The sequence below is a fragment of the Paraburkholderia sp. BGA-UO-ETr-F12 genome, from assembly GCF_059567945.1.
Genome location: NZ_JCAQOZ010000012.1, coordinates 87,969 through 114,231 on the forward strand (window position 1 = coordinate 87,969; position 26,263 = coordinate 114,231).

The 26,263-nt window shown below is 62.0% G+C and carries 26 protein-coding genes and 1 other RNA gene; 15 read left to right on the forward strand and 12 right to left on the reverse strand.

Going from position 1 to position 26,263, the window contains the following annotated elements; genetic code table 11:
• Positions 1 to 251 precede the first annotated feature (251 nt).
• Positions 252 to 1,412: an ABC transporter substrate-binding protein gene (locus AC57B6_RS03980; protein WP_030101899.1), complete on the reverse strand. Its 1,161-nt coding sequence runs from the start codon at positions 1,410 to 1,412 to the stop codon at positions 252 to 254.
• Positions 1,413 to 1,444: 32 nt separating this feature from the next.
• Positions 1,445 to 2,386 (reverse strand): CysB family HTH-type transcriptional regulator, encoded by a 942-nt coding sequence (locus AC57B6_RS03985; RefSeq protein WP_496420738.1) that lies wholly within the window; start codon positions 2,384 to 2,386, stop codon positions 1,445 to 1,447.
• A 232-nt stretch (positions 2,387 to 2,618) separates the two neighbouring features.
• On the opposite strand from AC57B6_RS03985, the gene AC57B6_RS03990 reads away from it, so the two are divergent.
• The 6 genes from AC57B6_RS03990 (at position 2,619) to cobA (ending at position 8,854) form a co-directional block, all read left to right on the forward strand.
• Complete coding sequence (locus AC57B6_RS03990) at positions 2,619 to 4,298, forward strand: nitrite/sulfite reductase (RefSeq protein ID WP_144194006.1); 1,680 nt, start codon at positions 2,619 to 2,621, stop codon at positions 4,296 to 4,298.
• 22 nt (positions 4,299 to 4,320) lie between these two features.
• Entirely contained in the window at positions 4,321 to 4,860 is a 540-nt protein-coding gene (locus tag AC57B6_RS03995; protein ID WP_028200564.1) for a DUF934 domain-containing protein, read from the forward strand.
• Positions 4,857 to 5,606, forward strand: coding sequence for a phosphoadenylyl-sulfate reductase (locus AC57B6_RS04000; protein ID WP_030101896.1), 750 nt, complete (start codon positions 4,857 to 4,859; stop codon positions 5,604 to 5,606). The genes AC57B6_RS03995 and AC57B6_RS04000 overlap by 4 nt, the downstream gene beginning before the upstream one ends.
• A gap of 114 nt (positions 5,607 to 5,720) precedes the next feature.
• Complete coding sequence (cysD, locus tag AC57B6_RS04005) at positions 5,721 to 6,683, forward strand: sulfate adenylyltransferase subunit CysD (RefSeq protein ID WP_028200566.1); 963 nt, start codon at positions 5,721 to 5,723, stop codon at positions 6,681 to 6,683.
• Between the two features lie 24 nt (positions 6,684 to 6,707).
• Positions 6,708 to 8,024: a sulfate adenylyltransferase subunit 1 gene (locus tag AC57B6_RS04010; protein WP_028200567.1), complete on the forward strand. Its 1,317-nt coding sequence runs from the start codon at positions 6,708 to 6,710 to the stop codon at positions 8,022 to 8,024.
• A gap of 74 nt (positions 8,025 to 8,098) precedes the next feature.
• Positions 8,099 to 8,854, forward strand: coding sequence for a uroporphyrinogen-III C-methyltransferase (gene cobA / locus AC57B6_RS04015; protein WP_281663844.1), 756 nt, complete (start codon positions 8,099 to 8,101; stop codon positions 8,852 to 8,854).
• Positions 8,855 to 9,572: 718 nt separating this feature from the next.
• Here cobA and AC57B6_RS04020 read toward each other — a convergent pair.
• The 3 genes from AC57B6_RS04020 to lptF are packed head-to-tail and all read right to left on the reverse strand — an operon-like array spanning position 9,573 to position 12,214.
• Positions 9,573 to 9,953, reverse strand: coding sequence for a sirohydrochlorin chelatase (locus AC57B6_RS04020; RefSeq protein ID WP_028200461.1), 381 nt, complete (start codon positions 9,951 to 9,953; stop codon positions 9,573 to 9,575).
• Between the two features lie 11 nt (positions 9,954 to 9,964).
• The gene (lptG, locus tag AC57B6_RS04025; RefSeq protein ID WP_030103753.1) at positions 9,965 to 11,113 is read right to left on the reverse strand and encodes an LPS export ABC transporter permease LptG; all 1,149 of its coding nucleotides are present in this window, start codon (positions 11,111 to 11,113) and stop codon (positions 9,965 to 9,967) included.
• Between the two features lie 3 nt (positions 11,114 to 11,116).
• Positions 11,117 to 12,214: an LPS export ABC transporter permease LptF gene (gene lptF / locus AC57B6_RS04030; protein ID WP_216750247.1), complete on the reverse strand. Its 1,098-nt coding sequence runs from the start codon at positions 12,212 to 12,214 to the stop codon at positions 11,117 to 11,119.
• A gap of 137 nt (positions 12,215 to 12,351) precedes the next feature.
• Between lptF and AC57B6_RS04035 the strand changes: the two genes are divergently transcribed.
• From AC57B6_RS04035 to AC57B6_RS04045, 3 genes are all read left to right on the forward strand, one after another.
• On the forward strand, positions 12,352 to 13,878 hold the full coding sequence (locus AC57B6_RS04035) for a leucyl aminopeptidase (RefSeq protein WP_496420739.1): 1,527 nt from the start codon (positions 12,352 to 12,354) through the stop codon (positions 13,876 to 13,878).
• A gap of 52 nt (positions 13,879 to 13,930) precedes the next feature.
• Entirely contained in the window at positions 13,931 to 14,347 is a 417-nt protein-coding gene (locus AC57B6_RS04040; protein WP_028200465.1) for a DNA polymerase III subunit chi, read from the forward strand.
• A 93-nt stretch (positions 14,348 to 14,440) separates the two neighbouring features.
• Positions 14,441 to 15,070: a DUF2486 family protein gene (locus AC57B6_RS04045; RefSeq protein ID WP_496420740.1), complete on the forward strand. Its 630-nt coding sequence runs from the start codon at positions 14,441 to 14,443 to the stop codon at positions 15,068 to 15,070.
• Between the two features lie 97 nt (positions 15,071 to 15,167).
• Here the strand turns inward: AC57B6_RS04045 and AC57B6_RS04050 are convergent, their stop codons facing one another.
• Positions 15,168 to 15,509: a c-type cytochrome gene (locus tag AC57B6_RS04050; RefSeq protein WP_030103757.1), complete on the reverse strand. Its 342-nt coding sequence runs from the start codon at positions 15,507 to 15,509 to the stop codon at positions 15,168 to 15,170.
• Positions 15,510 to 15,724: 215 nt separating this feature from the next.
• Positions 15,725 to 17,398 (reverse strand): dihydroxy-acid dehydratase, encoded by a 1,674-nt coding sequence (ilvD, locus tag AC57B6_RS04055; protein WP_028200468.1) that lies wholly within the window; start codon positions 17,396 to 17,398, stop codon positions 15,725 to 15,727.
• 219 nt (positions 17,399 to 17,617) lie between these two features.
• Here ilvD and AC57B6_RS04060 point away from each other — a divergent pair, with 219 nt between their 5' ends.
• Both AC57B6_RS04060 and lgt read left to right on the forward strand, forming a co-directional pair.
• Positions 17,618 to 18,613 (forward strand): LysR family transcriptional regulator, encoded by a 996-nt coding sequence (locus tag AC57B6_RS04060; protein ID WP_444515249.1) that lies wholly within the window; start codon positions 17,618 to 17,620, stop codon positions 18,611 to 18,613.
• A gap of 132 nt (positions 18,614 to 18,745) precedes the next feature.
• Positions 18,746 to 19,651, forward strand: coding sequence for a prolipoprotein diacylglyceryl transferase (gene lgt / locus AC57B6_RS04065; protein WP_030103760.1), 906 nt, complete (start codon positions 18,746 to 18,748; stop codon positions 19,649 to 19,651).
• Positions 19,652 to 19,768: 117 nt separating this feature from the next.
• Here lgt and AC57B6_RS04070 read toward each other — a convergent pair whose 3' ends face one another.
• The 5 genes from AC57B6_RS04070 to AC57B6_RS04090 all read right to left on the reverse strand — a co-directional run bounded on the left by AC57B6_RS04070 (position 19,769) and on the right by AC57B6_RS04090 (position 22,218).
• The gene (locus AC57B6_RS04070; RefSeq protein WP_028200471.1) at positions 19,769 to 20,500 is read right to left on the reverse strand and encodes an SIMPL domain-containing protein; all 732 of its coding nucleotides are present in this window, start codon (positions 20,498 to 20,500) and stop codon (positions 19,769 to 19,771) included.
• Between the two features lie 204 nt (positions 20,501 to 20,704).
• Positions 20,705 to 21,163, reverse strand: coding sequence for an EVE domain-containing protein (locus AC57B6_RS04075; RefSeq protein ID WP_028200472.1), 459 nt, complete (start codon positions 21,161 to 21,163; stop codon positions 20,705 to 20,707).
• A 95-nt stretch (positions 21,164 to 21,258) separates the two neighbouring features.
• Positions 21,259 to 21,440, reverse strand: a non-coding RNA gene (ssrS, locus tag AC57B6_RS04080) — 6S RNA.
• A 110-nt stretch (positions 21,441 to 21,550) separates the two neighbouring features.
• The gene (locus tag AC57B6_RS04085; RefSeq protein ID WP_496420741.1) at positions 21,551 to 21,865 is read right to left on the reverse strand and encodes a cell division protein ZapA; all 315 of its coding nucleotides are present in this window, start codon (positions 21,863 to 21,865) and stop codon (positions 21,551 to 21,553) included.
• Entirely contained in the window at positions 21,862 to 22,218 is a 357-nt protein-coding gene (locus tag AC57B6_RS04090; protein WP_028200474.1) for an ATPase, read from the reverse strand. The genes AC57B6_RS04085 and AC57B6_RS04090 overlap by 4 nt, the downstream gene beginning before the upstream one ends.
• Before the next feature lie 489 nt (positions 22,219 to 22,707).
• On the opposite strand from AC57B6_RS04090, the gene AC57B6_RS04095 reads away from it, so the two are divergent.
• The 4 genes from AC57B6_RS04095 (at position 22,708) to cobT (ending at position 26,253) form a co-directional block, all read left to right on the forward strand.
• Positions 22,708 to 22,908, forward strand: coding sequence for a hypothetical protein (locus AC57B6_RS04095; protein WP_496420742.1), 201 nt, complete (start codon positions 22,708 to 22,710; stop codon positions 22,906 to 22,908).
• Positions 22,909 to 23,260: 352 nt separating this feature from the next.
• Positions 23,261 to 24,316, forward strand: a complete 1,056-nt coding sequence (locus AC57B6_RS04100) for a FecCD family ABC transporter permease (RefSeq protein WP_496420805.1) — start codon at positions 23,261 to 23,263, stop codon at positions 24,314 to 24,316.
• On the forward strand, positions 24,313 to 25,152 hold the full coding sequence (locus AC57B6_RS04105) for an ABC transporter ATP-binding protein (RefSeq protein WP_030103765.1): 840 nt from the start codon (positions 24,313 to 24,315) through the stop codon (positions 25,150 to 25,152). The genes AC57B6_RS04100 and AC57B6_RS04105 overlap by 4 nt, the downstream gene beginning before the upstream one ends.
• 39 nt (positions 25,153 to 25,191) lie before the next feature.
• Positions 25,192 to 26,253: a nicotinate-nucleotide--dimethylbenzimidazole phosphoribosyltransferase gene (gene cobT / locus AC57B6_RS04110; protein ID WP_496420743.1), complete on the forward strand. Its 1,062-nt coding sequence runs from the start codon at positions 25,192 to 25,194 to the stop codon at positions 26,251 to 26,253.
• Positions 26,254 to 26,263: the final 10 nt, after the last annotated feature.

Consider the following 26,263-nt stretch of genomic DNA (forward strand, 5'->3'; position numbering starts at 1 on the left):
GGCGCCCCTGCGGTTACAAGGCGCCGCGCGCTTGCACGGAATCGGCGAAATTAGCCGTTGCCAGCGCTCACTGAAAGCTGGCCGTCAGCATGGTACACGTTGCCTGCAAGGTTCGCGCCGCTCGATCGGTGTGCCCGATCAAACGGCATGCGCATTGACTCAAATGTGACTCGCCCGGACGGGCGGTGGTGTTGGCGCGAGCGTCGCGCGCGGCCCGCCAGTAAGGGCAAAACGCCGCGCGCATGCGCTGCTTACTGACTCAGGTAGACGAACTTGCCATTCTTGATGATGCCCATCACGCTCGCGCGCTGATCCAGACCGACGTGGTCTTTCGGGCTCGTATTGACCACCCCGTTCGGGACGACCAGCTCATGCGCGTGCTCCAGTTCGTCGCGCAAGGCCACGCGGAAAGCCGGCGTGCCCGGTTGCGCCGTCTTCAACGCCCGCGCGACCGCATCCTGTAGCCGCGGATAGACGCCTGCCGCATCGCCTGCGAACTGCGTGACGCTGCCCGGGCCGTACTTCGCTTCGTATTCGTTGGTGAAAGCGAGTGCCGCCTTCTTCGCCGGATGGTCGGCCGGCAGCGTGCGCGCCACCACGACCGGCTGGGTCGGGAACAGCGTGCCTTCCACGTCCTTGCCGCCCAGCTTGATGAACTCAGGCGTGGCGATGCCGTGCGTCTGATAGATCGGGCCTTTGTAGCCGCGCTCGATCAGCGTGCGCTGCGGCAGCACGGTCGGCGTGCCGGCCCCGGCGATCAGGATCGCGTCCGGTTTGGCGGCCATCAGCTTGAGGATCTGGCCGGTGACGCTGGCGTCGGTGCGGTTGTAGCGCTCTGTCGCTACCAGTTGGATATGCCGCAAGGCTGCGAATTTGCTGAACTCGTTGAGCCAGCTTTCGCCGTAGCCGTCGGCGAAACCGATGAAGCCCACCGTCTTCACGTTGTGGTTCGACATGTAACGCGTCATCACGTCGGCCATCGCGCTATCGGTTTGCGCCATCTTGTAGGCCCACACCTTCTTGCCTTCCTGCGGTTCGACCACGCTTGCGGAGCCGACTAGCGTGATCATCGGCGTCTGGCTCTCGGCGGCCGGATCGAGCGCCGCCATTGCCGCGGGTGTGATGTTCGGGCCGACGATCACGTCGACGTGATCCTCGTTGATCAGCTTGTGGATGTTGCGCACCGCCGCGCCCGGGTCGGAGCCGTCGTCGAGGAAAATATAGTCGGCTTTCTGGCCGGCGATCGTGGCCGGCCACATCAGCATCGCGTTCTTGCTGGTAATGCCGATCACGGCGGCAGGGCCGGTGCTCGACAGGTCGATGCCGACCTTGATATCGGCGTGTGCCGCAGTGGCGAGCAAGAGCGCGCCGAGAGCGGCCAGGCCGCGAAGTTTGTTTTTATGCGACGTCATCAAGAGTCTCCGTAGCGGGAAGCGTGGTCAGTTCAAAGTTCGTAGGTCTCGTGTTCGCCGTTGAGCGCCTGTTCGATCAGCTTGCGGTTCATGCTCGGCGAGAGCAGTTCGACGAGCGTATACACATAGCTGCGCAGATACGCGCCCTGTTTCAGCGCGACGCGCGTCACATTGCTGCCGAACAGGTGGCCCACCGGCATCGCGCGCAGATGGCGGTCGCGCTCGGCGTTGAAGGCGATATCCGCCATGATGCCGACACCCAGCCCCAGTTCCACATAGGTCTTGATCACGTCGGCGTCGATTGCCTCCAGCACGATGTCCGGATGCAAGCCGCGCAGGCGGAACGCCTCGTTGATCTTGGTGCGCCCGGCGAACGCATTGTCGTAGGTAATCAGCGGATATTGGGTCAGATCATCCAACGACAAAAGTTTGCGGTCGAGCAGCGGATGGTCCGGCTGCATCACGGCGACGTGATGCCACTGGAAGCACGGCAGCGAGACGAGTTCCTTATAGTTGGCGATTGCTTCGGTGGCGATGGCCAGATCGGCCTGGTCGTGGATCACCATCTCGGCGACCTGTGTCGGGCTGCCTTGCAGGATTGAAAGGTGAACTTTCGGGAAGCGCTTCTTGAATTCGGCGATGGCGGCCGGAAGTGAATAGCGCGCCTGAGTGTGGGTGGCGGCGATCACCAGATTGCCCTGATCCTGCGCCGCGTAATCTTTACCGACCCGCTTCAGACTCTCGACTTCCTGCAAAATCCGCTCTACCGACTGCAGAATGATGCGCCCCGGCTCGGTCAGCGAGCGCACGCGCTTGCCGTGCCGCGTGAAGATTTCGACGCCCAGCTCGTCTTCCAGCTCGATGATCGCCTTGGAGACGCCCGGCTGGCTTGTAAACAGGGCTTTGGCCGCTTCGGTCAGGTTGAAATTCTGCCGCACAGCCTCGCGGACGAAGCGGAATTGATGCAGGTTCATATATAACCTCTCCGCATATCAAAAGAATTTTTTAGTCGTTTGAAATATAAGGCGAGTTTATTACGATCTGTCCATCTTTTTCAATATGGATATCTGTATTTGTCATAAGCAAATGAGCGATGGGTCTAAACCCTCGCTCGGCTGAGCTGACAAATAGAGATATCCAGGCGCGGTGTAACGGGCGGCCGGCCCCCGGAACGCTGTGTGTCACGCAAAAAATTGGGGTCCCCGAATGTACCAATACGATCAGTACGACCAGACCATCGTCGACGAACGGGTCGAGCAATACGCCGATCAGGTTCGCCGCCGTCTGTCGGGCGAATTGAGCGAAGAGGAGTTCCGTCCGCTGCGACTGCAGAACGGTTTGTACATGCAGCGCCACGCGTACATGCACCGTATCGCGATTCCTTACGGCAACCTGCGCAGCGACCAGATGCGCGTGCTGGCCGAGATCGCGCGCGTGCACGACCGCGGCTACGGCCACTTCTCGACGCGCTCGAACATCCAGTACAACTGGATCAAGCTCGAAGAAACGCCGGAAATCCTGCGCAAGCTCGCGGCTGTGCAGATGCACGGTATCCAGACTTCGGGCAACTGTATCCGCAACATCACGGCCGACCAGTTCGCCGGCGTGGCGCCGGACGAAGTGGTCGATCCGCGCCCCTGGGCAGAAATCCTGCGCCAGTGGTCGACGTTCCACCCGGAATTCGCGTGGCTGCCGCGTAAGTTCAAGATCGCCGTGTCGGGTTCGAAGGAAGACCGCGCTGCCGTGCAGATCCACGACATGGGCGTGTATCTGAAGAAGAACGAGCAGGGCGAGCTGGTGGTCGATATTCTGGCCGGCGGCGGCATGGGCCGTACCCCGATCATCGGCGCGATCATCCGCCGCGATTTGCCCTGGCAACATCTGCTGACTTACTGCGAAGCCGTATTGCGTGTGTACAACCGCTATGGCCGCCGCGACAACATGTACAAGGCGCGTATCAAGATTCTCGTGAAGGCGCTGAGCCCGGAGAAATTCTCGGCGCAGGTCGAAGAAGAATGGCAGCACCTGAAAGACGGTCCGTCGACGCTCACGCAAGCGGAAGTCGATCGCGTGTCGCAATACTTCCAGCCGCCGGTGTATGAAAAGCTGGCCGACACGGATGCGTCGTTCGAAAAGCATTTGCTGGAAAACCGCGCTTTCGCGCGTTGGGTCGAGCGCAATGTGCGTCCGCACAAGGTGGCGGGTTATGCGTCTGTCACGTTGTCGCTGAAGCCGACCACGATCGCTCCGGGTGACGCAACGGATGCGCAGATGGAAGCGGTTGCGGATTGGGCCGACGAATACTCGCTCGGCGAAATCCGCGTGTCGCACGAACAGAACCTGATTCTCGCGAACGTGAAAAAGCGCGACCTGTTCGCGCTGTGGGAAAAGGCCAAGGCGCAAGGTTTCGCGACGCCGAACATCGGTTTGCTGACCGATATCATCGCCTGCCCGGGCGGCGATTTCTGCTCGCTCGCGAATGCGAAGTCGATTCCGATCGCGCTGGCGATTCAGGAGCGTTTCAACGACCTCGACTACGTGTACGACCTCGGCGACGTGTCGCTGAACATCTCGGGTTGTATCAATGCGTGCGGTCACCACCACGTCGGCAACATCGGCATCCTGGGCGTCGATAAGGACGGCTCGGAGTGGTATCAGGTGACGCTTGGCGGCGAGCAGGGCACGGGCGCCACGGGCGCGCATCTTGGCCGCGTGATCGGCCCGTCGTTTTCGGCGGAAGAAATGCCGGACGTGATGAGCAAGGTGATCGATACGTTCGTGGAAAATCGCTTTGAGGGCGAGCGCTTCATCGAAACGTACAACCGCATCGGCATGGCTCCGTTCAAGGAACGGGTGTACGCCTCGCGTCAACCGGCTCACGCGTAATCGCGACAAGGATACTGAACAGATGGCTTCTATTATCAAGAACCGCGCGATCGTCAACGATGACTGGACGGTGGTGCGCGCCGCTGAAGATGGCACGCTGCCGGCGGTCGATGCGTTGCCGGCCGGCAAGGTGCTGGTGCCGCTCGCGCTGTGGCAAGCCGAGCGCGCTGCGCTGATTGCTTCACGAAGCACCGCTGAAATTGGCGTCTGGCTCGCGCCGGATAGCGAACCGGCGGATATCGTCGGCGACTTCGACACGATCGCGCTGATCGCCGTGGATTTCCCGGTGTTCCGCGACGGCCGCGGCTATAGCATCGGCCGCCTGCTGCGCGAGCGCTACGGCTACAAGGGCGAACTCCGCGCGATCGGCGACGTGCTGCGCGATCAACTGGCGTTCATGTTCCGCTGCGGCTTCGACGCCTACGCGTTGCGCGCCGACAAAGACTTCAACGACGCGCTGAAGGCGTTCGACGAATTCAGCTTCAACTATCAGGGCGCGGTGAACTCGTCGCCGCTGTTTCGCCGCCGTGAAGCGGGCGAACTGGCAAAGGCTTCGGCATGAGTTCCGCACAACCATTGTTCACGCCGGAACTCGCAGCGAAGGTCGAGCGTCTCGATGCGCTGCTGGATTCGATCGCCGCGCGTCACGCCAACGTGAAGCTTGCCAGCAGCCTTGCGGCGGAAGACATGCTGCTCACGCACGCGATTCTGTCGCGTGGCGTGAAGATCGGCATCTTCTCGTTGAACACGGGACGCCTGCACGCGGAAACGCTTGGCATGATCGATCGCGTGAAAGAGCGCTACGGTTACGATATCGAGCAGTTTCACCCGCAGGCTGCCGCGGTGGAAGAATATGTCGGCTCGCATGGCCTGAATGCGTTCTATGAAAGCGTCGATTTGCGCAAGCGCTGCTGTGAGATCCGCAAGGTCGAACCGCTGAACCGCGCGTTGTCGGACGTCAGCGCGTGGGTGACGGGTCAGCGTCGCGAGCAGTCGGTGACGCGTGCCGAACTGCACGAGGAAGAATTCGATGCGGCGCGCAATATCGCCAAGTTCAATCCGCTGACGGACTGGACCGAAGCCGAAGTATGGGATTATCTGAAAGCATTGGATGTGCCGGTCAATCCGCTGCATGCGCGCGGTTACCCGAGCATCGGCTGCGAGCCTTGTACCCGCGCGATTCGCCCTGGTGAAGACAGCCGGGCAGGCCGCTGGTGGTGGGAGTCGCGCGATACGAAGGAATGTGGTCTGCATATCACGACGATTACGCCGATCCCGGTCCACAGCAGCGAGAACGCCTCGGCATAAAGCATTCAGGCGGCTCAGGCCTTGGTTTTTGGCTTGAGCGCCGCACATACCGATTTGAATACTTCTGCCCGAGCCGGCAATTGCCGGCCCGGACGAATCTACGAAGGACCCAACATGAGCACCACGCTCGATTCCACTGTGAATGCACCGCTGACCAATACGGCAACCCGAATGGATCACCTCGACTGGCTTGAGGCCGAGTCGATTCATATCCTGCGCGAACTGGTCGCCGAATGCCGCAAGCCCGCGTTGTTGTTTTCGGGCGGCAAGGACTCGGTGGTGGTGCTGCACCTCGCACTGAAGGCGTTTGGCATTGGCGCGAATCGCAAGACCGTGTTGCCGTTCCCGCTCGTGCATATCGACACCGGCCACAACTACGAAGAAGTGATCGACTTCCGCGATCGCCGTGCCAAAGAGATCGGTGCTGAACTGGTGGTGGGTCACGTCGAAGATTCGATCAAGCGCGGTACGGTGCGTCTGCGCCGCGAACTGGATTCGCGCAACGCCGCGCAAGCCGTGACGCTGCTCGAAACGATCGCTGAACATGAGTACACCGCGCTGATTGGCGGCGCGCGCCGCGACGAAGAAAAGGCCCGTGCCAAAGAGCGGATCTTCTCGTTCCGCGACGAATTCGGCCAATGGGATCCGAAGGCGCAGCGCCCGGAACTGTGGAGCCTGTATAACGCGCGTCTGCACAACGGCGAACATCTGCGCGTGTTTCCGATTTCGAACTGGACCGAGCTCGACGTGTGGCAATACATCGCTCGCGAACAGCTCGAACTGCCGTCGATCTATTACGCGCATCAGCGCGAGATCGTGCGCCGTAACGGCCTGCTCGTTCCGGTTACGCCGCTCACGCCGATGCGTGAGGGTGAAACCAGCGAAACCGCGCTGGTGCGTTTCCGTACGGTGGGCGATATCAGCTGCACGTGCCCGGTGGAAAGCGATGCCGACGATCTCGAGAAGATCATCGCCGAAACGGCCGTGACGGAAATCACGGAACGCGGCGCGACGCGGATGGACGATCAGGTCTCCGAAGCCGCGATGGAACAGCGTAAGAAGCAAGGTTATTTCTAAGCACACGACGAGGGTAAGACAATCATGAGCGGTATTCACCAACCAGAAGACCTCGGCGTGTTGCGTTTCATTACTGCGGGTAGCGTCGACGACGGCAAGAGCACGTTGATCGGCCGCCTGTTGTACGACAGCAAGGCGGTATTGAGCGACCAGCTCTCGGCACTGTCGCGGGCAAAGAATAAGCGTACCGTTGGCGACGAAATCGATTTGTCGCTGCTGACGGACGGCCTCGAAGCCGAACGCGAGCAGGGCATCACGATCGACGTTGCCTACCGTTACTTTGCGACGGCCAAGCGCAAGTTCATCATTGCCGACACGCCGGGCCACGAGCAGTACACGCGCAACATGGTGACGGGCGCTTCGACCGCGCATGCGGCGATCATCCTGGTCGACGCAACGCGAGTGACGTTCGTCGACGGTGTTGCGCAACTGCTGCCGCAAACCAAGCGTCATAGCGCGATCGTGAAGCTGCTCGGTCTGCAGCACGCGATTGTTGCGATCAACAAGATGGATCTCGTCGACTACAGCGAAACGCGTTTCAACGAGATTCGCGATGCGTATGTCGAGCTCGCGCGTCAACTGGGTCTGAGCGACGTGCGCTTCGTGCCGGTGTCGGCGCTGAAGGGCGACAACATCGTAACGGCTAGCGAAAGCATGCCGTGGTATGCAGGCGAGCCGTTGCTCGATCTGCTCGAAGCGTTGCCGGTCGATGTTCCGACGGGTCAGGCACTGCGCTTTCCGGTGCAATGGGTGGCGCGCCAGGACGGCAATCAGGCCGACGACTTCCGCGGCTACATGGGCCGTGTCGAAGCGGGCGAGGTAAAGGTGGGCGACACGATCGTCGTGTTGCCGGCGAACCGCGAAGCGACGGTTGCGGAGATCATTGCGCCGGTAACGGGCGGCACGGCCGCGGTGGACCGCGCGTTTGCCGGCCAGACCGTGACGATCCGTCTGGCGGAAGACGTCGACGTGTCGCGCGGCGACACCTTCGTGCTGCGCGAAGCGGCGCCGGAGCCTGCGAAGAAGCTGGAAGCCGACCTGTGCTGGTTCGACGACACGCCGCTGTCTACTCAACGCAAGTATTTGCTGAAGCAGACCACCAACACGGTGTTCGCGCGGATTGGGGCGATCAAGGAAGTGCTCGACGTGCATACGCTGTCGCAGGCGACCGATCGTAAGGACCTGACGATGAACGATATTGGCCGTGTGGCGCTGACCTTGCAAAAGCCGCTGGTGTGCGACGTGTACGATTCGCATCAGGGCACGGGCGCATTCGTGCTGATCGACGAGGCGACGCACCACACGGTCGCGGCTGGGATGATTCGGGCGTTTTCCGCCTGAGTTGCCGGCTGGACGATTTGACACGACGTCGCGCGCTGGATTTTGCACGAACCGGACGAAAGGGATTGAGGCAAATGGGTAAGGTGTATCTGATCGGTGCAGGGCCGGGAGCCGCGGATCTCATCACCGTGCGGGGCGCGCGGCTGCTTGGCATGGCGGACGTCGTGCTGCATGACGCGCTGGTCGAGCCGGCCATGCTCGACTATGCACCGGCTCACGCGCGGCGGATTGCGGTGGGCAAGCGCTGCGGGCAGCTTTCGACGGCGCAGCAGTTCATCAACAAGCAGATTGTGGATGCTGCGCTTGAGCACGAAGTGGTGGTGCGCCTGAAGGGGGGCGATCCGATGTTGTTCGGGCGTGCCGATGAGGAGATGCGGGCGCTTGAGGCTGCGGGTATCGAGTATGAGGTGGTACCGGGGATTACCGCTGCGCTGGCTAGTGCGGCTTCCTTGAAGCGGTCTTTGACGCTTCGCGGTGTGTCTCGTAGTGTGGCGTTGGCTACGCATAGCCGGGCGGCCGATACTGAGGCGATCCGTGAGCAGGTGAATGCTGATTCGCTGGTGTTTTACATGGGGCGCGATAGTGGGCCTGAGATCGCTCAGCAGTTGATCGATGCTGGTCGCGATGGGGCGACGCCTGTGGCGATTGTCGAGGCTTGTAGTACGCCTCGTGAGCGGACGCTCACTCTTACGCTTTCAGGGCTCGCTTGTGGCGATGCCCAGCAGTGGCTTGATGCTTCGCAGCCGAGTCTTTTGATGATTGGGGAGGCTTTTGCCGCCCGGCAAGTGGGGGTGGGGCGCTTTGCGGGTGGGGTTTTGGTGGCTGCTTGATGTTTTGGTTTTTGCCTGTTCGGCGGGGTTGTTGTTGAGCTGGCTTTTTGGCCTTTCCTTGAATTGTTAGTGGTGTATTAGCGTTGCCCCTGTGCGGGGCGGCACCTACTTTTCTTTGCCTGCCGCAAAGAAAAGTAGGCAAAAGAAAGCGGCTCAAACCGCTAATTCTTAAGCGGGTCCCCCGCGCAGCCACGGTAGTGGTGCATCTGGAATCTGTGTTCTCGCACATTCGGCCTTAGTGACAAGGCCGTCATACCTCCGGCGGCGCTGCGCGCGCCGACGCCCAGTTCAGAACACCACCCGCTGCGTTTCGCGCCGCGCCGTGGAGTGATGCACCTCGAGAATGCCGTTTTGCTCCCGCATTGCTGCCTCGTCGAGGCGAAGCCGATGGCCCCCGCTGCGCGAAGCGAAGCCGCTGGTTTCCCTGGCAGACCCGTCCGCGACGCACGCAGTGCGGAGTGGGAGCTCATGAGCGCTTTGTCACTAGCGCGGAGTGTGCGGGGGCACGGATTCCAGATGCACCACTACCGCGGCTGCGCGGGGGACCCGCTTATGAGCTGGCGGTGTGAGCCGCTTTCTTTTGCCTACTTTTCTTTGCGGCCGGCAAAGAAAAGTAGGTGCCGCCCCGCACAGGGGCAACGCTAATAGACCACGAACAAAGCAAGGAAAGGCCAACAAGCCAGCTCAACAACAACCCCGCCGAACAGGCAAAAAAAACTCACCCCTGCCGGAGGCAATACTCAGCCACAGCCTCCAACACAGCCTCATCCTCCCCAACCGCGCCAGCGCACTGAATCCTGACAGAAGGATACATCCCGCGACACCGCTCGATCACTTCCGGCAGATCCCTGCGAACATGGCCGCCCTGACCAAAAAACACCGGCACAACGGTCACAACAGAACACCCGTCGGCGACAAGAGACCCCACCGCAGTCGGCAAATCCGGCTCCATCAACTCAAGAAAAGCCAGCAAAACCGGCCCAGCTTCAGCATCAGAACCGCGCGCAGCACGAACCTTCCCGGCAAGCCTCTCAAACGGCTCGCGCCAGCGTACATCCCTCGCGCCATGCGCGAACAACACCATCCCATGCGTAGCCATAACCCAGGCTCCTAATGGCGATCAACCCACTTCAATCCGACCAGACCCAGCACCAGATAAACAAGCCCAGGCGTAGCCGCAGTCAAAGGCGCAGGCCACGTATTCAACGTGCCGATGTGCGAGAACAGCGTGTTGAACAACTGGAAACTCATCCCCAGCATAATCCCGCCGAAAACCTTCACACCGACCACGCCGGCGCGCGTATGCAGATACGCAAACGGCAACGACAGCACCAGCATCACGAACACCGCAAACGGATACAACAGCTTGCGCCACAGCGCAATTTCATATCGCTGCGTGTCCTGATGATTCTCGGTCAAATGCTGGATGTAGCGGAACAGGTTGAACATCGACATCCGGTCCGGCGACACAAGCAACACCGACAGAATCTGCGGTGTCAACTCTGAACGCAGTGAATACTCGGGCAAGGTCGTCTGCTTCGCGCGATACACCGGATTCAACGCATCGGCCGGCGTGCCAGGAGGAGGCGGCACGTCGATCAGTTGCGTGTCCGTCACGTCAGTCAGTTGCCAATGACCCGGCGGCTGGTAGGTGCCGCTCTTCGCCGTCCGCACATTGGACAAACGGAACTGCGAATCGAATTCGTAAATCCGCACGTTGCTGATCGTCGCGTCCGGCTTCAATTCGCCAACATTCACGAAGCGCGTCACCTGCTCGCCATCCGCGCGCGCGGTGAGCGTGTCTTTCACCCACACGCCCGACTCGAAGTTGCTCGATACCGACGACCCCAACGCCTCAAGCCGCACGCGTTCCGACAACTGATCCGTGTACGGACCGACTACTTCGCCGATCAGGTAGGTCAGGAATACCAGCGGAATGCCGATTTTCATGAGCGAGCGCAGCGCCTGATTGGTGGCGAGGCCGGACACGCGGAAAATCGTGTACTCGGAGTTCGCCGCCATCTGCGCGAACACATAGATCGCGCTGATCAGCGCGGCAACCGGAATGATTTCGTAGAAACGCGACGGCGTTTGCAGCGCGACGCGCAGCACCGCGTACTGGAGCTTGTAGTTGCCGTGGCCGACGGAGTTCAACTCGTTGATCAGGTCGAAGAAGAAAAACAGACCGGAGAACGCGAACAGAATAAAGATGAACGTGAGGTAGACCTGACGCGCGAAGTACTTTTCATAAATGCGCATCGGTTATGCCCCCTGCGAACGGCGGAACATCGCCCGCGTGAATAGCGGCCGGTTGCGCACACGCAGCCAGAAGATGAACACGACAATCGCCGCCACGATGATGTGCAGCGCCACCAGCCCCACCGCGAACGACATCCTGCCTTGTTCGATCCACGCCTGGACCACGTTCAGCAGATTCGAATACGTCAAATAGATCAGGACCGCCATCACCAGGTTGATGGTGCGGCTGCGCCGCGGGTTCTGATGCGCGAGCGGAATCGCCAGCAGCATCAGGTTGATTGCGATCAGCGGCAGGCCCGCGCGCCAGGCGAACTCGGCGAGGTTTTCGTTGGTCGGGTTGCGCAGCAGTGTGAGCGTGGGCAAACCGGTCGTGGTCGGCGTATTGATGACCGGCTGGCTCTGGATCTTCACGCCATAGCGCTCGAACTCCATGATGCGGAAATCGGGGTGGCCCGGCTCGCCGTCATAGCGGCGGCCATTTTCCAGTACGACGAAGCGGTCGCCGTTCTTGTGCGTTTCGGTGTGGCCGGTTTTCGACACGACCACGTTGACCTTGCCGTTTTCCGTGCTGGTCACGAATACGTTCTCGACGCGTGCCTGGTCGGGCGACATCTTTTCGATGAAAAACACCCGGTGGCTGGCAGCCGATTCGCGAAACTGGCCCGGCGCCAGCAGCGAGACTTCGTCACGCTGCTGGAAGCGCGCGCGCAGCAGCTTGCTCTGCTGGTTCGACCACGGCCAGCCGACGAACACGAAGAACATGATCAGAATGATGATCGGCGTGGCGAAAATGCCGATCGGCTTGATGAAACGGGTCAGGCTGACACCCGAGGCAAGCCAGACCACCATCTCGGAGTCTTTGTACCAGCGGGTCAGGACGAACAGGATCGACACGAACAGGGTCGCGACGAGCATGATGGCCAGGTAGCCGATCACGGTCAGGCCGATCAGGACCAGCACGTCGCGCGGATCGATCTCGCCCGAGGCCGCGAGGCCGACGATGCGGATCATCATCGTCGTCAGCACGAGCGTGAGGAGAACCATGAACACGGCACCAGCCGTATACGCGAGTTCGCGCTGGAGGGAGCGTTCGAAGATCATTATTGATGATGGGAGGGGGCGCTCTCAGTGACGCACGGGTTAGTTCCCGTCACGCCTCCGGTGCAGCCGCCGCGGGAAAAATAGCGGATAATTGCGGCTTTCATCCTAAGCCCAGATTTTATCCGAGGACAAGCGCGATGGACTTTAGCATAAAAGCCTGTGATTGGACCAAAGGCTCGTCAAACGGTTTCCTGACCGGGAAATCGGATTGCATCGTAATCGGCGTGTTCGAGTCGCAAACGCTCTCGGGCGCTGCGCTGGAGATCGATGCGGCCACCAAGGGCCTCCTGACCCGCATCATCAAAGCCGGCGACATGGACGGCAAAGCCGGCACCACGTTGTTCCTGCACGAAGTCTCGGGCATCGGCGCTTCGCGCGTGCTGCTCGTCGGCCTCGGCAAGCAGGATGCTTTCAGTCAGAAAGCCTACGGCGAAGCCGTGCGGGCCGCCTGGCGCGCACTGCTGGGCACCAAGATCGTCCAGGTCACCTTCACGCTCGCCCAATTGCCGATCCTCGAGCGCTCGGCCGATTGGGGCGTGCGCGCCGCGATCCTCGCACTGCGTGAGCTGACCTACAGGTTCACGCAGATGAAGAGCAAGCCGGACAACGCCCCGCGTGCTTTGAAGCGCATCGTGTTCAGCGTCAATACCGGCGACGAAAAGGCCGCCAAGCTCGCGGCCAAGCAGGGCGCCGCGCTCGCCAACGGCATGGACCTGACGCGCGACCTCGGCAATCTGCCGAGCAACGTCTGCACGCCGACCTACCTCGCCAACACGGCGAAAAAACTCGCCAAAGACTGGAAGCTGAAAGTCGAAGTGCTCGGCGAGAAGCAGTGCGAAGCGCTCAAGATGGGCTCGTTCCTGTCGGTTACGGCCGGCTCGGTCGAACCCGCCCAGTTCATCGTGCTGCAGTATCACGGCGGCGCCGCGAAAGCCGCGCCGGTCGTGCTGGTCGGCAAGGGCGTCACGTTCGACACCGGCGGCATTTCGCTCAAACCGGGCGAAGGCATGGACGAGATGAAGTACGACATGTGCGGCGCCGGTTCGGTGCTGGGCACGTTGCGCGCCGTCGCCGAAATGGGTCTGAAAATCAACGTGGTCGGCATTATCCCGGCGGTCGAGAACATGCCGTCGGCTACTGCCACCAAGCCGGGCGACATCGTCACGAGCATGAAGGGCCTGACGATCGAAGTGCTGAACACGGACGCCGAAGGCCGGCTGATCCTGTGCGACGCGCTGACCTACGCCGAACGCTTCAAGCCGGCTGCGGTGATCGACATCGCCACGCTCACGGGTGCCTGCATCATCGCGCTGGGTCACCACAACAGCGGCCTCTTCTCGAAAGACGACGCGCTGGCGGGCGAACTGCTCGACGCATCGCGTGAAGCGTCCGACCCGGCCTGGCGCATGCCGCTCGACGACGAGTATCAGGATCAGCTCAAGTCGAACTTCGCGGACCTCGCGAACATCGGCGGCCGTCCGGCGGGCAGCGTCACGGCTGCGTGCTTCCTGTCGCGTTTCACTGACGCGTACCCGTGGGCGCACCTGGACATCGCCGGCACTGCATGGAAGAGCGGCGCCGCGAAGGGAGCGACTGGCCGTCCGGTGCCGTTGCTCGCGCAGTTCCTGATCGATCGGGCCTCCGACGGTCGCGGCGCGCAATGACGCATTGCAGTAAAGTTGCGGGCGTCGTGGCAGACGCCAGGCGGAGCCGCCGATGACGAGAATCGATTTTCACTCGAACGTCGGCGATTCGCTGCTGTATGCGTGCCGCCTGATCCGCAAGGCGTATCAGGCGGGCCAGCCGACCATCGTGCTGGCTGAGCCGGAGCGCCTGCGGGCCTTCGACGAGCAGTTGTGGACCTTCTCGCCTCTCGATTTCGTGCCGCACTGCATGGCGGGCACGCCGCTCGCCGCGCAAACACCCATCGTGCTGACATCGAACCTCGACAATGTGCCGCACCATCAGGTGCTGCTCAATCTCGGCGCTACGGTGCCGGCGCAATTCGCGCGCTTTGAAAGATTGCTGGAAGTGGTCGGTAACGCACACAACGAGCTCGCAGCGGGCCGCGAACGCTATCGTTTCTATCGCGATCGCGGCTATGCTTTGAACAACTACAAGCAAGGCAGCTAGGCTTCGTTCCGCACGCGTCGCATGGTGTTCTGTCGTGTGGATTCGACGCGTGCGCGGCATGCTGCAGCTTGGACTCAAACACGGAGAGTGCGCGTGTCCGATCCTAACGACGATAGTTCCATCCCGGTTCTGCACGAGATTCTCGTGCAGGGCAGGCCTGCCGAGGCGCGGCATGCGCCCGGCGGCGCAGCGACCCCGGCGGCGCAGCCTGTGCCCGATCCTGCTGCCACGCGGGAACCGACGCACGCGCCCGAGCCCGCGGTTGCGCGCGAGCATGGGTACTCAGCAGAACACGCTCATCCGAGAAAACGCTTAAGGGCGCATCACGCTCACGCCGCCGATCGCCAGCACGCACACGACGATGAGCATGAGTCCGTCGCTGTGCCGTCAGCGGGCGTATTCGATCGGGCCGAGCCGCATGCACCGATCGAGGCGGGCGCAATCGTGCCGCCGGATATTGCTCACGAGGCGCCCGCACCGTCGCAGCCGAATCTCGATGCGGATGTCATCGCCGAACGTCTGCGCGGACGGTTCACGAGTTTTCTGGCCGGTGAGGGGCGCAGCATTGTCGAAGCACGCTGCCGCGACGCTTTGCAGGATCACACCACGTGGCTGGTCAACCAGATCACGCGCGAAGTGGCATTGGCTTTGGAAACTGAAATGACCGGCTGGGTCAAGGAAGCGGTCGATCAGGAACTGGCGCGGCGCTCGGGCAGCGCCTGAGTATGGCAGAGGGCGGGCCGCTCCTTTTTCGGGGCGCGCTCGCTGCGCTCACCGGGCCGCGATCATTGGCGCTCTCAGGCCGTCAATCAAGCGTCAATCATTTGAGCGTCATCACCCAACTCGCCAGCGTAGCCGCCTGATCGGGCGTGAGCTGCGTGTTCGCGGGCATGGGCACCTGGCCCCACACTCCCGTGCTGCCATCCAGAATCTTGCGCTTCAGATAGGTGGCGGCATCTTCGCGGCCGGCATACTTCGCGGCGACGTCATGCAGCGCCGGCCCCATGACCGGACGCGACACCGCGTGGCAACTCATGCAATTCTGCTGCTGGGCAAGAGCGAGACCGGCGGAGGCCTCAGCATGCGCCGCCGGAATGCCGGCGCTTGACATAGCGCCTAGCACGCCGGCTGCTGCAAGCGCCGCAAACGACATTGATTTCATTCTGGTCTCCGTCGGTGCAGGTGCCCGACTCGTGGTGCAGGCATTATAAAAGGAAAGGGGCGCACGTTTTTCCGTGCGCCCCTTTGCGCTTTGTCGTAACTTGTTTTGAGCTTGGGTCGCTTCGGCGGAGGCGGCAACTCAAGCGCCGCAGGCTGCGGCTAGGGCTCCCGATTCGCCCGGTTATCCGATGCGAATCCACACGTGCCGATGCGCGCTCAGCCCGTCACCGCCCCCTTGTTGGCCGGCAGCGCCAGGGCCGAATATTTCGCCATCACGCCGCGCGTGTAACGCGGCTTCGGCTGCTGCCAGGCAGCACGGCGTCGTTCCAGTTCGGCATCGTCGATGTTCAGTTGCAGCAGCAGCTTGTGCGCGTCGATCGTGATCGAGTCGCCTTCCTGCACGAACGCGATCGTGCCGCCCACGAAAGCTTCCGGCGCAACGTGACCGACCACCATGCCCCACGTGCCGCCCGAGAAGCGGCCGTCGGTAATCAGCCCGACGCTTTCGCCGAGCCCCTTGCCGATGATCGCCGAGGTCGGCGCGAGCATCTCCGGCATGCCGGGGCCGCCCTTCGGCCCGAGGTAGCGCAGCACGACCACATCGCCGGCGACGATCTTGTCGGCCAGAATGGCTTCCAGTGCGCTTTGCTCGTCGTCGAAGACGCGGGCCGGCCCGGTAATGACCGGATTCTTCAGGCCGGTGATTTTGGCGACCGCGCCGTCAACGGCCAGGTTGCCCTTGAGTATGGCGAGGTGGCCTTCCTTGTACAGCGCCTGCTCGATCGGGAAAATCACCTGCTGGTCGGCGCGTGGCTTGCCCGGCACGTCCTTCAGTTCTTCGGCGATTGTCTTGCCGGTGATCGTGATGCAGTCGCCGTGCAGGAGGCCTGCGTCGAGCAGGATCTTCATCACTTGCGGAATGCCGCCCGCCTTATGCAGATCGGTCGCGACGAACTGGCCCGACGGCTTCAGGTTGCAGATCACCGGCACCTTCTTGCGCATCCGCTCGAAGTCTTCAATGGTCCATTCCACTTCCGCCGCATGCGCGATCGCGAGGAAGTGCAGTACCGCGTTGGTCGAGCCGCCCGTGGCCATCAGCACGGCCACGGCGTTTTCGATCGACTTCTTCGTGACGATGTCGCGCGGTTTCAGGTCCTTCCTGACCGCTTCGACCAGCACGCGCGCCGATTCGGCTGCCGAGTCGACCTTTTCCTGATCGGGATTGGCCATCGTCGACGAATACAGCAGCGACATGCCCAGCGCTTCGAACGACGAGCTCATCGTGTTGGCGGTGTACATGCCGCCGCACGAACCCGTGGACGGGCACGCGTTCTTCTCGATCCCCTCGAAGTCTTCCTGCGACATGCGGCCGGCGGTGAATTCGCCTACCGCCTCGAACGACGACACGATGGTCAGGTCGGTGCCCTTCCAGTTGCCTGGACGGATCGTGCCGCCATACACGTAGATGCTCGGCACGTTGGTGCGCAACATGCCGATCATGCCGCCCGGCATGTTCTTGTCGCAGCCGCCGATCACGACCACGCCGTCCATCCACTGGCCCTGCACGCATGTCTCGATGCAGTCGGCAATCACTTCGCGCGATACCAGCGAGTACTTCATGCCTTCGGTGCCCATCGACATGCCGTCCGAGATCGTCGGCGTACCGAAGATCTGCGGATTCGCGTCGGCGCCCTTGACCGCGGCAACCGCCGCGTCGGCGAGGCGCTGCAGACCGGCGTTGCACGGTGTGATGGTCGAGTGGCCGTTGGCGATGCCGATCATCGGCTTGTCGAAATCGTCCTTCTGATAGCCGAGTGCGTAGTACATCGAGCGGTTCGGGGAGCGCGCCACGCCTTGCGTGATGTTCTTGGAACGACGGTTGTATGCCATGGGGAACTCCAGTCTGTTTTGTTTTGATCCGTGCTGCGTGTTCGGGGCTCGGGCGCTGCCGCGAAAGTGCTGAGCTCACGCTGCCAAGGTGCTGCCGCCGGGTTTCCGGCCGGCGCGTCAGTTCAGTTTAGTGCGGGCGCGTCGCGCAAGGATGCTGTTTTGCAAGGCGCGTGTCCAGTATATTATTCGGGCTCCATTAGGTCGTAAAATGTATTAATTATGCTGCCCGCGATACCTGACCTGCGCCAGTTGCGCTATTTCGTGACCGTCGCCGAAGAAAAACACTTCGGGCGAGCGGCCGTACGTCTTTCCATGACGCAGCCGCCGCTGTCGCAGGCGATTCGCGCGCTGGAGGAGACGCTGGGTGTCGAGTTGTTCGCGCGCACCAAGCGTTCGGTCGAACTCACGCCGGTGGGCGCCGACCTGTTGCCTGAAGTTCAGCGCCTGCTGGCCGGCGCCGAGGGGCTGCGGCCGCTGGCGCAAAGCCTTGCGCGAGGCGAGGCGGGGGTGCTGTCGCTGGCCTTCGTCTCCACGGCCGACTATGGCCTGCTGCCGTTGCTGCTGCGCGATTTCGGCGCCCGCCATCCGAGGGTGCGCCTCGAATTGACCGAAGCCACCAGCGACGTGCAGGTCGACGAACTGGTGGCCGGGCGCATCGACGCGGGCCTTGTGATCGCGCCGCTGCCGTCGCGTCATGCTACCCAACTCTCGTGGCTGTCGATCGCCCGCGAACCGCTGGTGATCGCGATGTCGACGGAAACGGCGGCGCGCGTGAGCGCTGCCGCGGAGTCCGACGCCCACCCGCATGCCGACCCGTGCGCCGAATGGCTTGACACGCCGATCAGCCTGCGCGATGTCGCCGACGAGCCGCTTGTGATCTTCCCAAGACGTTTGGCGCCAGGCTTTTATGACATCATTATGGATTGCTACGGCGTGGCGGGGCTTGCACCGCGGGTTGGCCAGGAGGCGATCCAGATGCAGACGATCGTGAGTCTCGTGTCGGCCGGCATGGGCGTCGCACTGGTGCCGCAATCCTTGCGTAACCTGCGCCGCACGGGTGTCGTATACCGTCCGCTCGCGGAATCGGTGCCGGCGATCGAGACGGGTCTGGTCTGGCGCACGGCGGAGGTGAGTCCGGTATTGGCGGGCTTCATCGAGATCGTGCGAGCCCATGCGGCCACCGTCGAGGCGCAGTTCGCGGCGCCCCGCACTTAGGCCCGACGCTGCCGCGAACGCATTGCAAACCGAACCGTCCAACGCATGCGCCGCACGGTGTGCAAACGCTTGCAGGCACTTGAAAACCGATTAGAAATCCGCTTCTGAACCCGAACTGCCCATAACAACACGATGCTTATTCACCCGAATTTCGACCCCGTTGCCATTCATCTGGGGCCGCTCGCTGTGCGCTGGTATGGACTGATGTACCTCGTTGCGTTTGTCGCGGCGATTGTCGTTGGCCGGTTGCGGCTGCGCTTGCCGTACGTCGCCGCGCAAGGCTGGACCGCCAAGGATATCGACGACATGCTGTTTTACGGCGTGCTCGGGACGATTTTCGGCGGCCGGCTCGGCTACGTGCTGTTCTACAAGGCGAGCTTTTACTTCGCGCATCCGCTCGACATCTTCAAGGTGTGGGAAGGCGGCATGTCGTTTCACGGCGGCTTTCTCGGCGTGACGCTGGCCATGGTGCTGTTCGCGTACCAACGCAAGCGGTCGTGGTTGCAGGTCACCGATTTCGTCGCGCCGATGGTGCCCACCGGGCTCGCGGCAGGGCGTCTCGGCAACTTTATCAACGGCGAGCTGTGGGGCCGTGTGACCGATCCGTCGGCGCCGTGGGCAATGCTGTTTCCGGGCGCCGCACCGGACGACGCCACGTGGCTCACCACGCATCCGCAACTGGCCGCGCAATGGCATCTGAACGAAGTGTTCGCGCAATATCACATGCTGCCGCGCCATCCGTCGGAACTGTATGAGATCGCGCTCGAAGGCGTGGTGCTGTTTTTCGTAATGATCTTCTTCTCGCGCAAACCGAAGCCGATGGGCGCGATTTCCGCGGTCTTCCTGATCGGCTACGGTCTCGCGCGCTTCACGGTAGAGTTCGCGCGTGAGCCGGATGACTTCCTTGGCTTGCTTGCCATGGGCCTTTCGATGGGCCAATGGCTCTCGCTGCCGATGATCCTCGTGGGCATTGGCATGCTGGTGTGGTCCTATCGCCGTGCACGGCGTCAATCCGTGCCGGCGGTCGGTGCGAATTGAATTCGATGAACTGATCGCTACGTTTTATCGTAGTGGTGGTCAATGAAAAAAAGCCACGGCATGCCGTGGCTTTTTGCTTTACTGCCTTACGTTGCGGTACGTCAGGCGTCAATCGCGTTACTTCATCTGCACCGAGCCCGACACATTGACCGTCACGGTCGACGTGCCGCCTTCGATCGGTACCGGCGCGGATGCTTTCGCATCGGCGCCCATGGCGCGTGCGCTCATCATCATCATGGGACGCGGCATAACGCCGTTATGCCCGACGTTGACTTCACGAATCGAATAGCCGCTGTAGCCGAATGCCTGTGCCGACGAAGCGGCTTGCTCGCGGAACGACTTGATGGCTTCACCGGTGAGTTTCTGCTCGGCGGCGCGTTGGGCTTCAGGCGACAGCGAGAACTGCACGTTGCCCACTTGCATGATCGATGCCATCTGGCCCGCGAGTTTCGACGCCGAAGCGAAGTCGTGCGATTCGAGCACCACTTCGGTACGGCCGCGCCATGCGGAAATACGGCCGTCGCGATCGGTAGACGGATAGATCGAGAAAGAACCGGTACGCGCGGTGACGCCGCTCACGCCTTTGGCCTTCTGCAGCGCTGCGTCGGCACGCTGATTCAGCGTGGCGGTGAGCGCGGACGGGTCGTTCGCTTCCTGCTCGTAGAACAACGTGATATCGACGACGTCTTGCGGTACTTCCGCGCTTGCCTGTGCATTCAGCGACAGCACACCTGCGGGCTGATACTGCGTCACACTCTGCGCGCGGGCGATGGCCGGCGTCAGCGCAAGCGCGACAGGGGCGGCGCAAACAAGAGCGAGAGCGAGTGCACGTGCGGTGTTTTTCGTCATTTTTGGACTCCTTGCTTGAACAGGTTGTGCACGAATTGAGCGAACGCTGTACGTTGGCACAACGTTTGCGAGTCCGTTAGGCGCCTGTAACCTGAGCTTGGTTCCCTAATTTGACGTTTGCTCACACTTGCTTTCGCGCGCGCGGATGTGCACAGGATTTGCGCAGGGCTCGAGCGACCACGGACGCGAGCCGAATATGCAACGTCAAACAAGATGCTTGGTGATGAAGCGCCATTCGGCCTCGGTCACCGGCGTGATCGACAGGCGGTTACCTTTGGCGAGCACACGCATGTCCTTCAATTCCTCGTGTTCGCGCAGCACGGCAAGCGGAATCAGTGGAATTTTCTTCTTGAACACCACATCGACGAGCAGCCAGCGCGGTGTTTCCTGCGACGACTTCGGGTCGTAGTAGGGGCTCTTCTTGTCGAACTGAGTTGGGTCCGGATACGCGGTGGACGATACCTCCGCGATCCCGGCGATGCCCGGCTCGGGGCAGCTCGAGTGATAGAACAGCACACCGTCGCCGACCTGCATCATGTCGCGCATGAAGTTGCGCGCCTGATAGTTGCGCACGCCGGTCCACGGCAACGTGCGCTGCGGGGCCTCTGCGAGATGGTCGATGCTTGCTTCGTCCGGTTCGGACTTCATTAGCCAGTAGCGCATGAATCGAAGTGAGCGTTAAAGGTTTGAGAATACAGAAGAAAAAGCGAGACCCAAAGAAAAACGGCACCGGACCGAAGTCCGATGCCGTCTTGAATAAGGTCCCCGCCTTAGCCGCTAGGCCGGCATCCTGAACCGGGGGTTCAGAATTGGTCGCAGTTAGCAGCACTTCGGGTACATCAGACAGAGTGACGCGCACACCCGTGCTACAAATTTCCACAACCGTGCACATGGCATTGGTTCAAGGAATATATGACCTTGGCGAACCAGGCAGGGAAGTCAAACCGATTGAACTCAATCACTTGCGTGAGACTTGGCTCATGCATTGTGCTTGAATCCGCAGCCGATCTCAGGACCGGCTACTTGAAATTGTTCGATACTGCTAGGCACTTACTGCATGCTGTACTGCTGAATCACAGTGCCCAGTTGTTCGTTCATTTGATGCATTGTACGCCGGATTTCCTCTGCGGGAAATGCTTCTCCGTGTCGCACGCTCGATTGCAGCTTAAGCAGTTCCGATGCCAGCGACAGCGCAGCCATGACGGCAATGCGATCGGTGCCGCGCACGTTGCTGCTATTGCGGATCTTCGACATCTCGGCGTCGACGCGTGCGACCGCTTCAAGCAGCGCGCCTTCAGTTTCAGGCGAGCAGGCGAGGCGATAGGGCACGCCGAGAATCGATACTTCGATCTGCTTGGTGATCATGCATTTTCTCCGTGGCGGGTGACGTCGCTCTCCGCTTCAAGCTCTTGCGGCGCGGTATCGAGCAGATCGAGCTGATTATCCGGCTCGCTATGCGCGCGGGCGCGCGGCAGCTTTTCGAGGATCGCATTCAGGCGTACCTGTGCGTCGTCGATCTTTGCCGACAGCGCGTCGCGTTCCGCCTGCAGTGCATCGCGCTCCTCGCGCATTAACGCGAGTTCAGTGCGCGTGGCCTCTGCTTCGGCACGCGTTTGGGCGAGCTGATTTTCGAGCGCGAGGCGCGCTTCGTTGTGGCGTTGGCTGATCGCGATCAGCTTGCCGATATTCTGTGAAAGTGTTTCGAGTTCGGTGAGCATCTGCTGCGTCCTCTAAAGACATTGCATTTTAGCGCGGAATGTCGCAGGTTCCGACAATTGTCTCGTTTCGAGACGTAACAACATCGCTTTATGCAGGCATTTATCGACCATATGATGAAAAGCAGCCCTCGCATCGGACAATAACCTGCATATAACGGAACAGATTGCGCATGGATTGACCATTCTTGACGGACCCGGAGGCCGCTCCTAAACTGGCCGCACGTTGGCGCCCGCGCGCTTTTTTCGCAGTGCACGCAGCTAAACGGGAAGCCCGGCGTGCGCCTCGCATGCACGGGCGAACCTGCGCAGACTCCGGCAACGGCAAGCGACCGCGACCGCGTTCGCCATGCCGGTCGATCCTGATCGTGTGTTTGAAGCTGAACACGCGAGTGTGCCACTGCGCGCCACGCGTGGGAAGGCGGGATCGACGTGTTGCCAGTCCGGAGATCGGCCGGAAGGCGAGGGACGTCCCCGCTCAAACGCGGAAAAATGGCCCAGTCACCCAACGCTAAGCCGAACGAAAACGGCCTGGTTTCGCTGGGTCACAAGCTCAACCGTAAAAGAAATACGAGCGAGGAATACGAGCGCCACGGCAACGGCAGCTATGGCAAAGCGTGCCGTGTGCTCTTCCAGGGCGGGCAGAGTCGGCCGGTCAATGACGCGACCTGTATTGCGGTTCTGGCTGCGTGAGCAGTTACTATCTCGGCTACGGCTTCGACGTCACCGGGCGTTGGAAGGCGACTGCAAGCTATTCGAATCCGATCGACTACCCGCCAGTCTTGTCCGGCATTCACCTGCCGGGGAGCGGCAATTGGGTGAACCTGCAGAGGATCGAAGGATCGTGGATCTGTCATGCGCGCAATACGCAGAGATGCAGACGCGCTACACCAACATCATGAAGGCTTGCTGCGTCGCCGCGCGGATCCAGAACCTGTTTAACAAGGACTATGAAACAGCCTACTCGTTTCCCTCGCTGCGGCGCGGTGCGTATCTCACGATTGGGAGGCAGCAGTGCCGGAGGTACTGGCATGAGAACGCGTCGATGAACCGCGGCTCGGGTCCGATACCCACAAACACGATGCGCGTGATGAACGCGAAACGCGCGGCCGCGATCTGGTTCGCGCTCGCGGGAATTGCGCTGGCTGTGCTGATGGCGTCGCTCGCGCTTGGCAGTGTGTCGCTTGCACCCGCGCGCGTGTTGGCGGCGCTGCTGCCTTCGCATGTGCCGCGTGTCGAGTCCGCCGATCTTGCCGGCGAGATCGTGCGCACGCTGCGTTTGCCGCGCGCGTTGGCCGGCTTCGCATGCGGCGCGTTGCTGGCGTTGGCCGGTGCGCTGCTGCAAGTGCTGTTGCGCAACCCCTTGGCCGAGCCCTATGTATTGGGTGCATCGGGTGGGGCGGCCACATTCGCGCTGGTCGCGATGATCGCCGGCTGCGCGTGGTGGATCGTCGATGCCAGCGCGTTCGCCGGCGCCTTCGTGTCGATCCTGCTGGTGCTCGGGCTCGCCCGCCGCGAGTTGTGGCGGGGCGAGCCGCAGGATACGTCGCCGCGTTTGCTGCTGACCGGCGCGGTGATCGCGGCGGGTTGGGGCGCCGTCATTACCCTGCTGCTCAACCTCGCGCCGGACAATCGGCTGCGCGGTATGTTGTTCTGGCTGACCGGCGATCTGAACGGCGGTACGATGCCGTGGGTGGCGCTTGTTGCGCTCGCCGTCGTGCTGGTGGCGATCGTCCCCGCCGCGCCGCGGCTGAATGTACTGCTGCGGGGGGACACCGCTGCGCAGGCACTCGGTGTCGCCGTGATGCCGCTGCGCTTGCGTGTCTATCTGGTGGCGTCGCTCGCGGCTGCCGCCGCGGTAACGACGGCGGGCACCATCGGCTTTGTCGGCCTTGTCGTACCGCATATGTTGCGGCTCGCGTTCGGCAACGATCAGCGCATGCTGTTGCCGGCCGCGGCGCTTGGTGGCGGCGTCGCGGTGATGGGAGCCGATCTGATCGCACGTACCGTGATTGCGCCGGCACAATTGCCGGTCGGCGTGATCACATCGATCGTCGGTGTGCCGGTGTTTCTTTGGATGCTGCTGCGCAGGCGCCGATGATGAATCCGCACGACCTCCCCGACGTGACGCTCAGCGCGCAACGCCTGACCTTGCGCGCGGGCATGCGTACCTTGCTCGACGCGTTCACGCACACGTTCTACGCCGGCGAGATCTGGTGCATTGCCGGGCCCAACGGCGCGGGCAAGACAACTTTGCTCTCCACGCTCGCCGGCCTGGCGCAACCGTCGGCCGGCCATGTCGAACTCGACGGCGTGCGTCTCGCCGACTGGCAGCCGTTGCCGCTCGCGCAGCGTCGCGCGCTGATGCCGCAAAGCGCAGCGGACGCATTCAGCGCGAGCGTGCTCGACATCGTGATGCTGAACCGTTTTCCGCATCTGAGCGGCTGGGGGTGGGAAAGCGAGGCCGATCGTGCTGCCGCGCATGCCGCGCTCGACGGCTTGGGCCTCGCCGCATTTGCTGCGCGCGACGTGCTCTCGCTCTCGGGTGGCGAACGGCAGCGTGTCGCGCTGGCAGCCGTGTTGTGCCAGGAGGCACCGTTGCTGCTGCTCGACGAACCGCTCTCGCATCTGGATCTGCACCACCAGATCGACTGTCTGGAAGCGCTGAGCGCCTGGACGCGCGAGCCACGGCGTACAGTGTTGTTTTCGTGCCATGACTTGAATCTCGCGCGGCGCTTCGCGACACATGCGCTGCTGCTCGACGGCAAGGGGGGCGCGTATGCCGGACCGGTTCACGACGTGCTGACGCCCACGCTGACGAGCCGGGCGTTCGGCTATCCCTTGATTCTGATTCGCGACGGCGAGCATGAGGCGTTGATTCCCGCGCCACGCTCAGGTCACGAATCGCTTGCGGCTGATGACATATCGGCAGGCTAAGCGCTTTAAAAAAACACACTCTTTCTGTCTGAAACGTCTATGACTTTTTTATCAGCTGTGCCGGGATTGACCGATGTCGAACCGCTCGACCAAGCGCTGCGTGCCGAACTGCAACGCATCATCGACACCAAGACCAAGCCGCCCGGCAGCCTCGGGCGGCTCGAGACACTCGCACGCCAGTTGGGGCTGATCCAGCGGACGACGCATCCCACGGTCGAACGCCCGGCGATGATCGTGTTTGCCGGCGACCACGGCATTGCACAGGAGGGCGTGAGTCCTTATCCGCAAGCAGTGACCGCGCAAATGGTCGCCAACTTTCTGGCGGGCGGCGCGGCGATCAATGCCTTGAGCCGCGTGTGCGGCGTCGAACTCGAAGTGGTCAACTCAGGCATTGCTACGCCGCTGCCGTCCACTGAAGGGCTCATCGATATCCCGGTCGCGGCCGGCACGCGCAACTTCGCGCATGAACCCGCGATGACGCGCGAACAGGCGCTGGCCGCGATGCAGTCGGGCGCGGCACGCGTGCGGCATCATCTGGCGCTCGGCACCAATGTGATCGGCTTCGGCGAGATGGGCATTGCGAATACGTCGTCGGCCGCTTGTCTGATGAGCCGCCTGTGTGGCGTGCCGATCGACGAATGCGTTGGACGCGGCACGGGTCTCGACAATGCCGGGCTGGCGAAAAAACGCAACGTAGTGGCTTCGGCACTCGCGCATCATGCCGCTTCCAGCGATCCGCTCGACGTGCTCGCCACCTTCGGCGGCTTCGAAATCGCCATGATGACTGGCGCATATCTCGCCGCCGCGCAGGCGCGTATGACAATCCTCGTCGACGGTTTCATTGCGACGTCGGCATTGCTGGTAGCCGATGCGTTCGCACCGAAGGTGCGCGAGTATTGTGTGTTCGCGCATGCGTCGAACGAGGCGGGGCATCGGCGCATGCTCGATCATTTCGGCGCGTTGCCATTGCTTTCGCTCGATATGCGTCTCGGCGAAGGCACGGGCGCGGTGCTCGCGGTGCCGTTGCTGCGGGCGGCGGTGGCGTTCGTCAATGAAATGGCGAGCTTCGAATCGGCCGGGGTTGCGAATCGCGATGCTTGACACATTGCCT

Coding starts and splice junctions, on each gene's coding strand:
- AC57B6_RS03980 (WP_030101899.1), bottom strand. CDS start 1,412: ATGACGTCGCATAAAAACAAACTTCGCGGCCTGGCCGCTCTCGGCGCG.
- AC57B6_RS03985 (WP_496420738.1), bottom strand. CDS start 2,386: ATGAACCTGCATCAATTCCGCTTCGTCCGCGAGGCTGTGCGGCAGAAT.
- AC57B6_RS03990 (WP_144194006.1), top strand. CDS start 2,619: ATGTACCAATACGATCAGTACGACCAGACCATCGTCGACGAACGGGTC.
- AC57B6_RS03995 (WP_028200564.1), top strand. CDS start 4,321: ATGGCTTCTATTATCAAGAACCGCGCGATCGTCAACGATGACTGGACG.
- AC57B6_RS04000 (WP_030101896.1), top strand. CDS start 4,857: ATGAGTTCCGCACAACCATTGTTCACGCCGGAACTCGCAGCGAAGGTC.
- cysD (WP_028200566.1), top strand. CDS start 5,721: ATGAGCACCACGCTCGATTCCACTGTGAATGCACCGCTGACCAATACG.
- AC57B6_RS04010 (WP_028200567.1), top strand. CDS start 6,708: ATGAGCGGTATTCACCAACCAGAAGACCTCGGCGTGTTGCGTTTCATT.
- cobA (WP_281663844.1), top strand. CDS start 8,099: ATGGGTAAGGTGTATCTGATCGGTGCAGGGCCGGGAGCCGCGGATCTC.
- AC57B6_RS04020 (WP_028200461.1), bottom strand. CDS start 9,953: ATGGCTACGCATGGGATGGTGTTGTTCGCGCATGGCGCGAGGGATGTA.
- lptG (WP_030103753.1), bottom strand. CDS start 11,113: ATGCGCATTTATGAAAAGTACTTCGCGCGTCAGGTCTACCTCACGTTC.
- lptF (WP_216750247.1), bottom strand. CDS start 12,214: ATGATCTTCGAACGCTCCCTCCAGCGCGAACTCGCGTATACGGCTGGT.
- AC57B6_RS04035 (WP_496420739.1), top strand. CDS start 12,352: ATGGACTTTAGCATAAAAGCCTGTGATTGGACCAAAGGCTCGTCAAAC.
- AC57B6_RS04040 (WP_028200465.1), top strand. CDS start 13,931: ATGACGAGAATCGATTTTCACTCGAACGTCGGCGATTCGCTGCTGTAT.
- AC57B6_RS04050 (WP_030103757.1), bottom strand. CDS start 15,509: ATGAAATCAATGTCGTTTGCGGCGCTTGCAGCAGCCGGCGTGCTAGGC.
- ilvD (WP_028200468.1), bottom strand. CDS start 17,398: ATGGCATACAACCGTCGTTCCAAGAACATCACGCAAGGCGTGGCGCGC.
- AC57B6_RS04060 (WP_444515249.1), top strand. CDS start 17,618: ATGCTGCCCGCGATACCTGACCTGCGCCAGTTGCGCTATTTCGTGACC.
- lgt (WP_030103760.1), top strand. CDS start 18,746: ATGCTTATTCACCCGAATTTCGACCCCGTTGCCATTCATCTGGGGCCG.
- AC57B6_RS04070 (WP_028200471.1), bottom strand. CDS start 20,500: ATGACGAAAAACACCGCACGTGCACTCGCTCTCGCTCTTGTTTGCGCC.
- AC57B6_RS04075 (WP_028200472.1), bottom strand. CDS start 21,163: ATGCGCTACTGGCTAATGAAGTCCGAACCGGACGAAGCAAGCATCGAC.
- AC57B6_RS04085 (WP_496420741.1), bottom strand. CDS start 21,865: ATGATCACCAAGCAGATCGAAGTATCGATTCTCGGCGTGCCCTATCGC.
- AC57B6_RS04090 (WP_028200474.1), bottom strand. CDS start 22,218: ATGCTCACCGAACTCGAAACACTTTCACAGAATATCGGCAAGCTGATC.
- AC57B6_RS04095 (WP_496420742.1), top strand. CDS start 22,708: ATGGCCCAGTCACCCAACGCTAAGCCGAACGAAAACGGCCTGGTTTCG.
- AC57B6_RS04100 (WP_496420805.1), top strand. CDS start 23,261: ATGAACCGCGGCTCGGGTCCGATACCCACAAACACGATGCGCGTGATG.
- AC57B6_RS04105 (WP_030103765.1), top strand. CDS start 24,313: ATGATGAATCCGCACGACCTCCCCGACGTGACGCTCAGCGCGCAACGC.
- cobT (WP_496420743.1), top strand. CDS start 25,192: ATGACTTTTTTATCAGCTGTGCCGGGATTGACCGATGTCGAACCGCTC.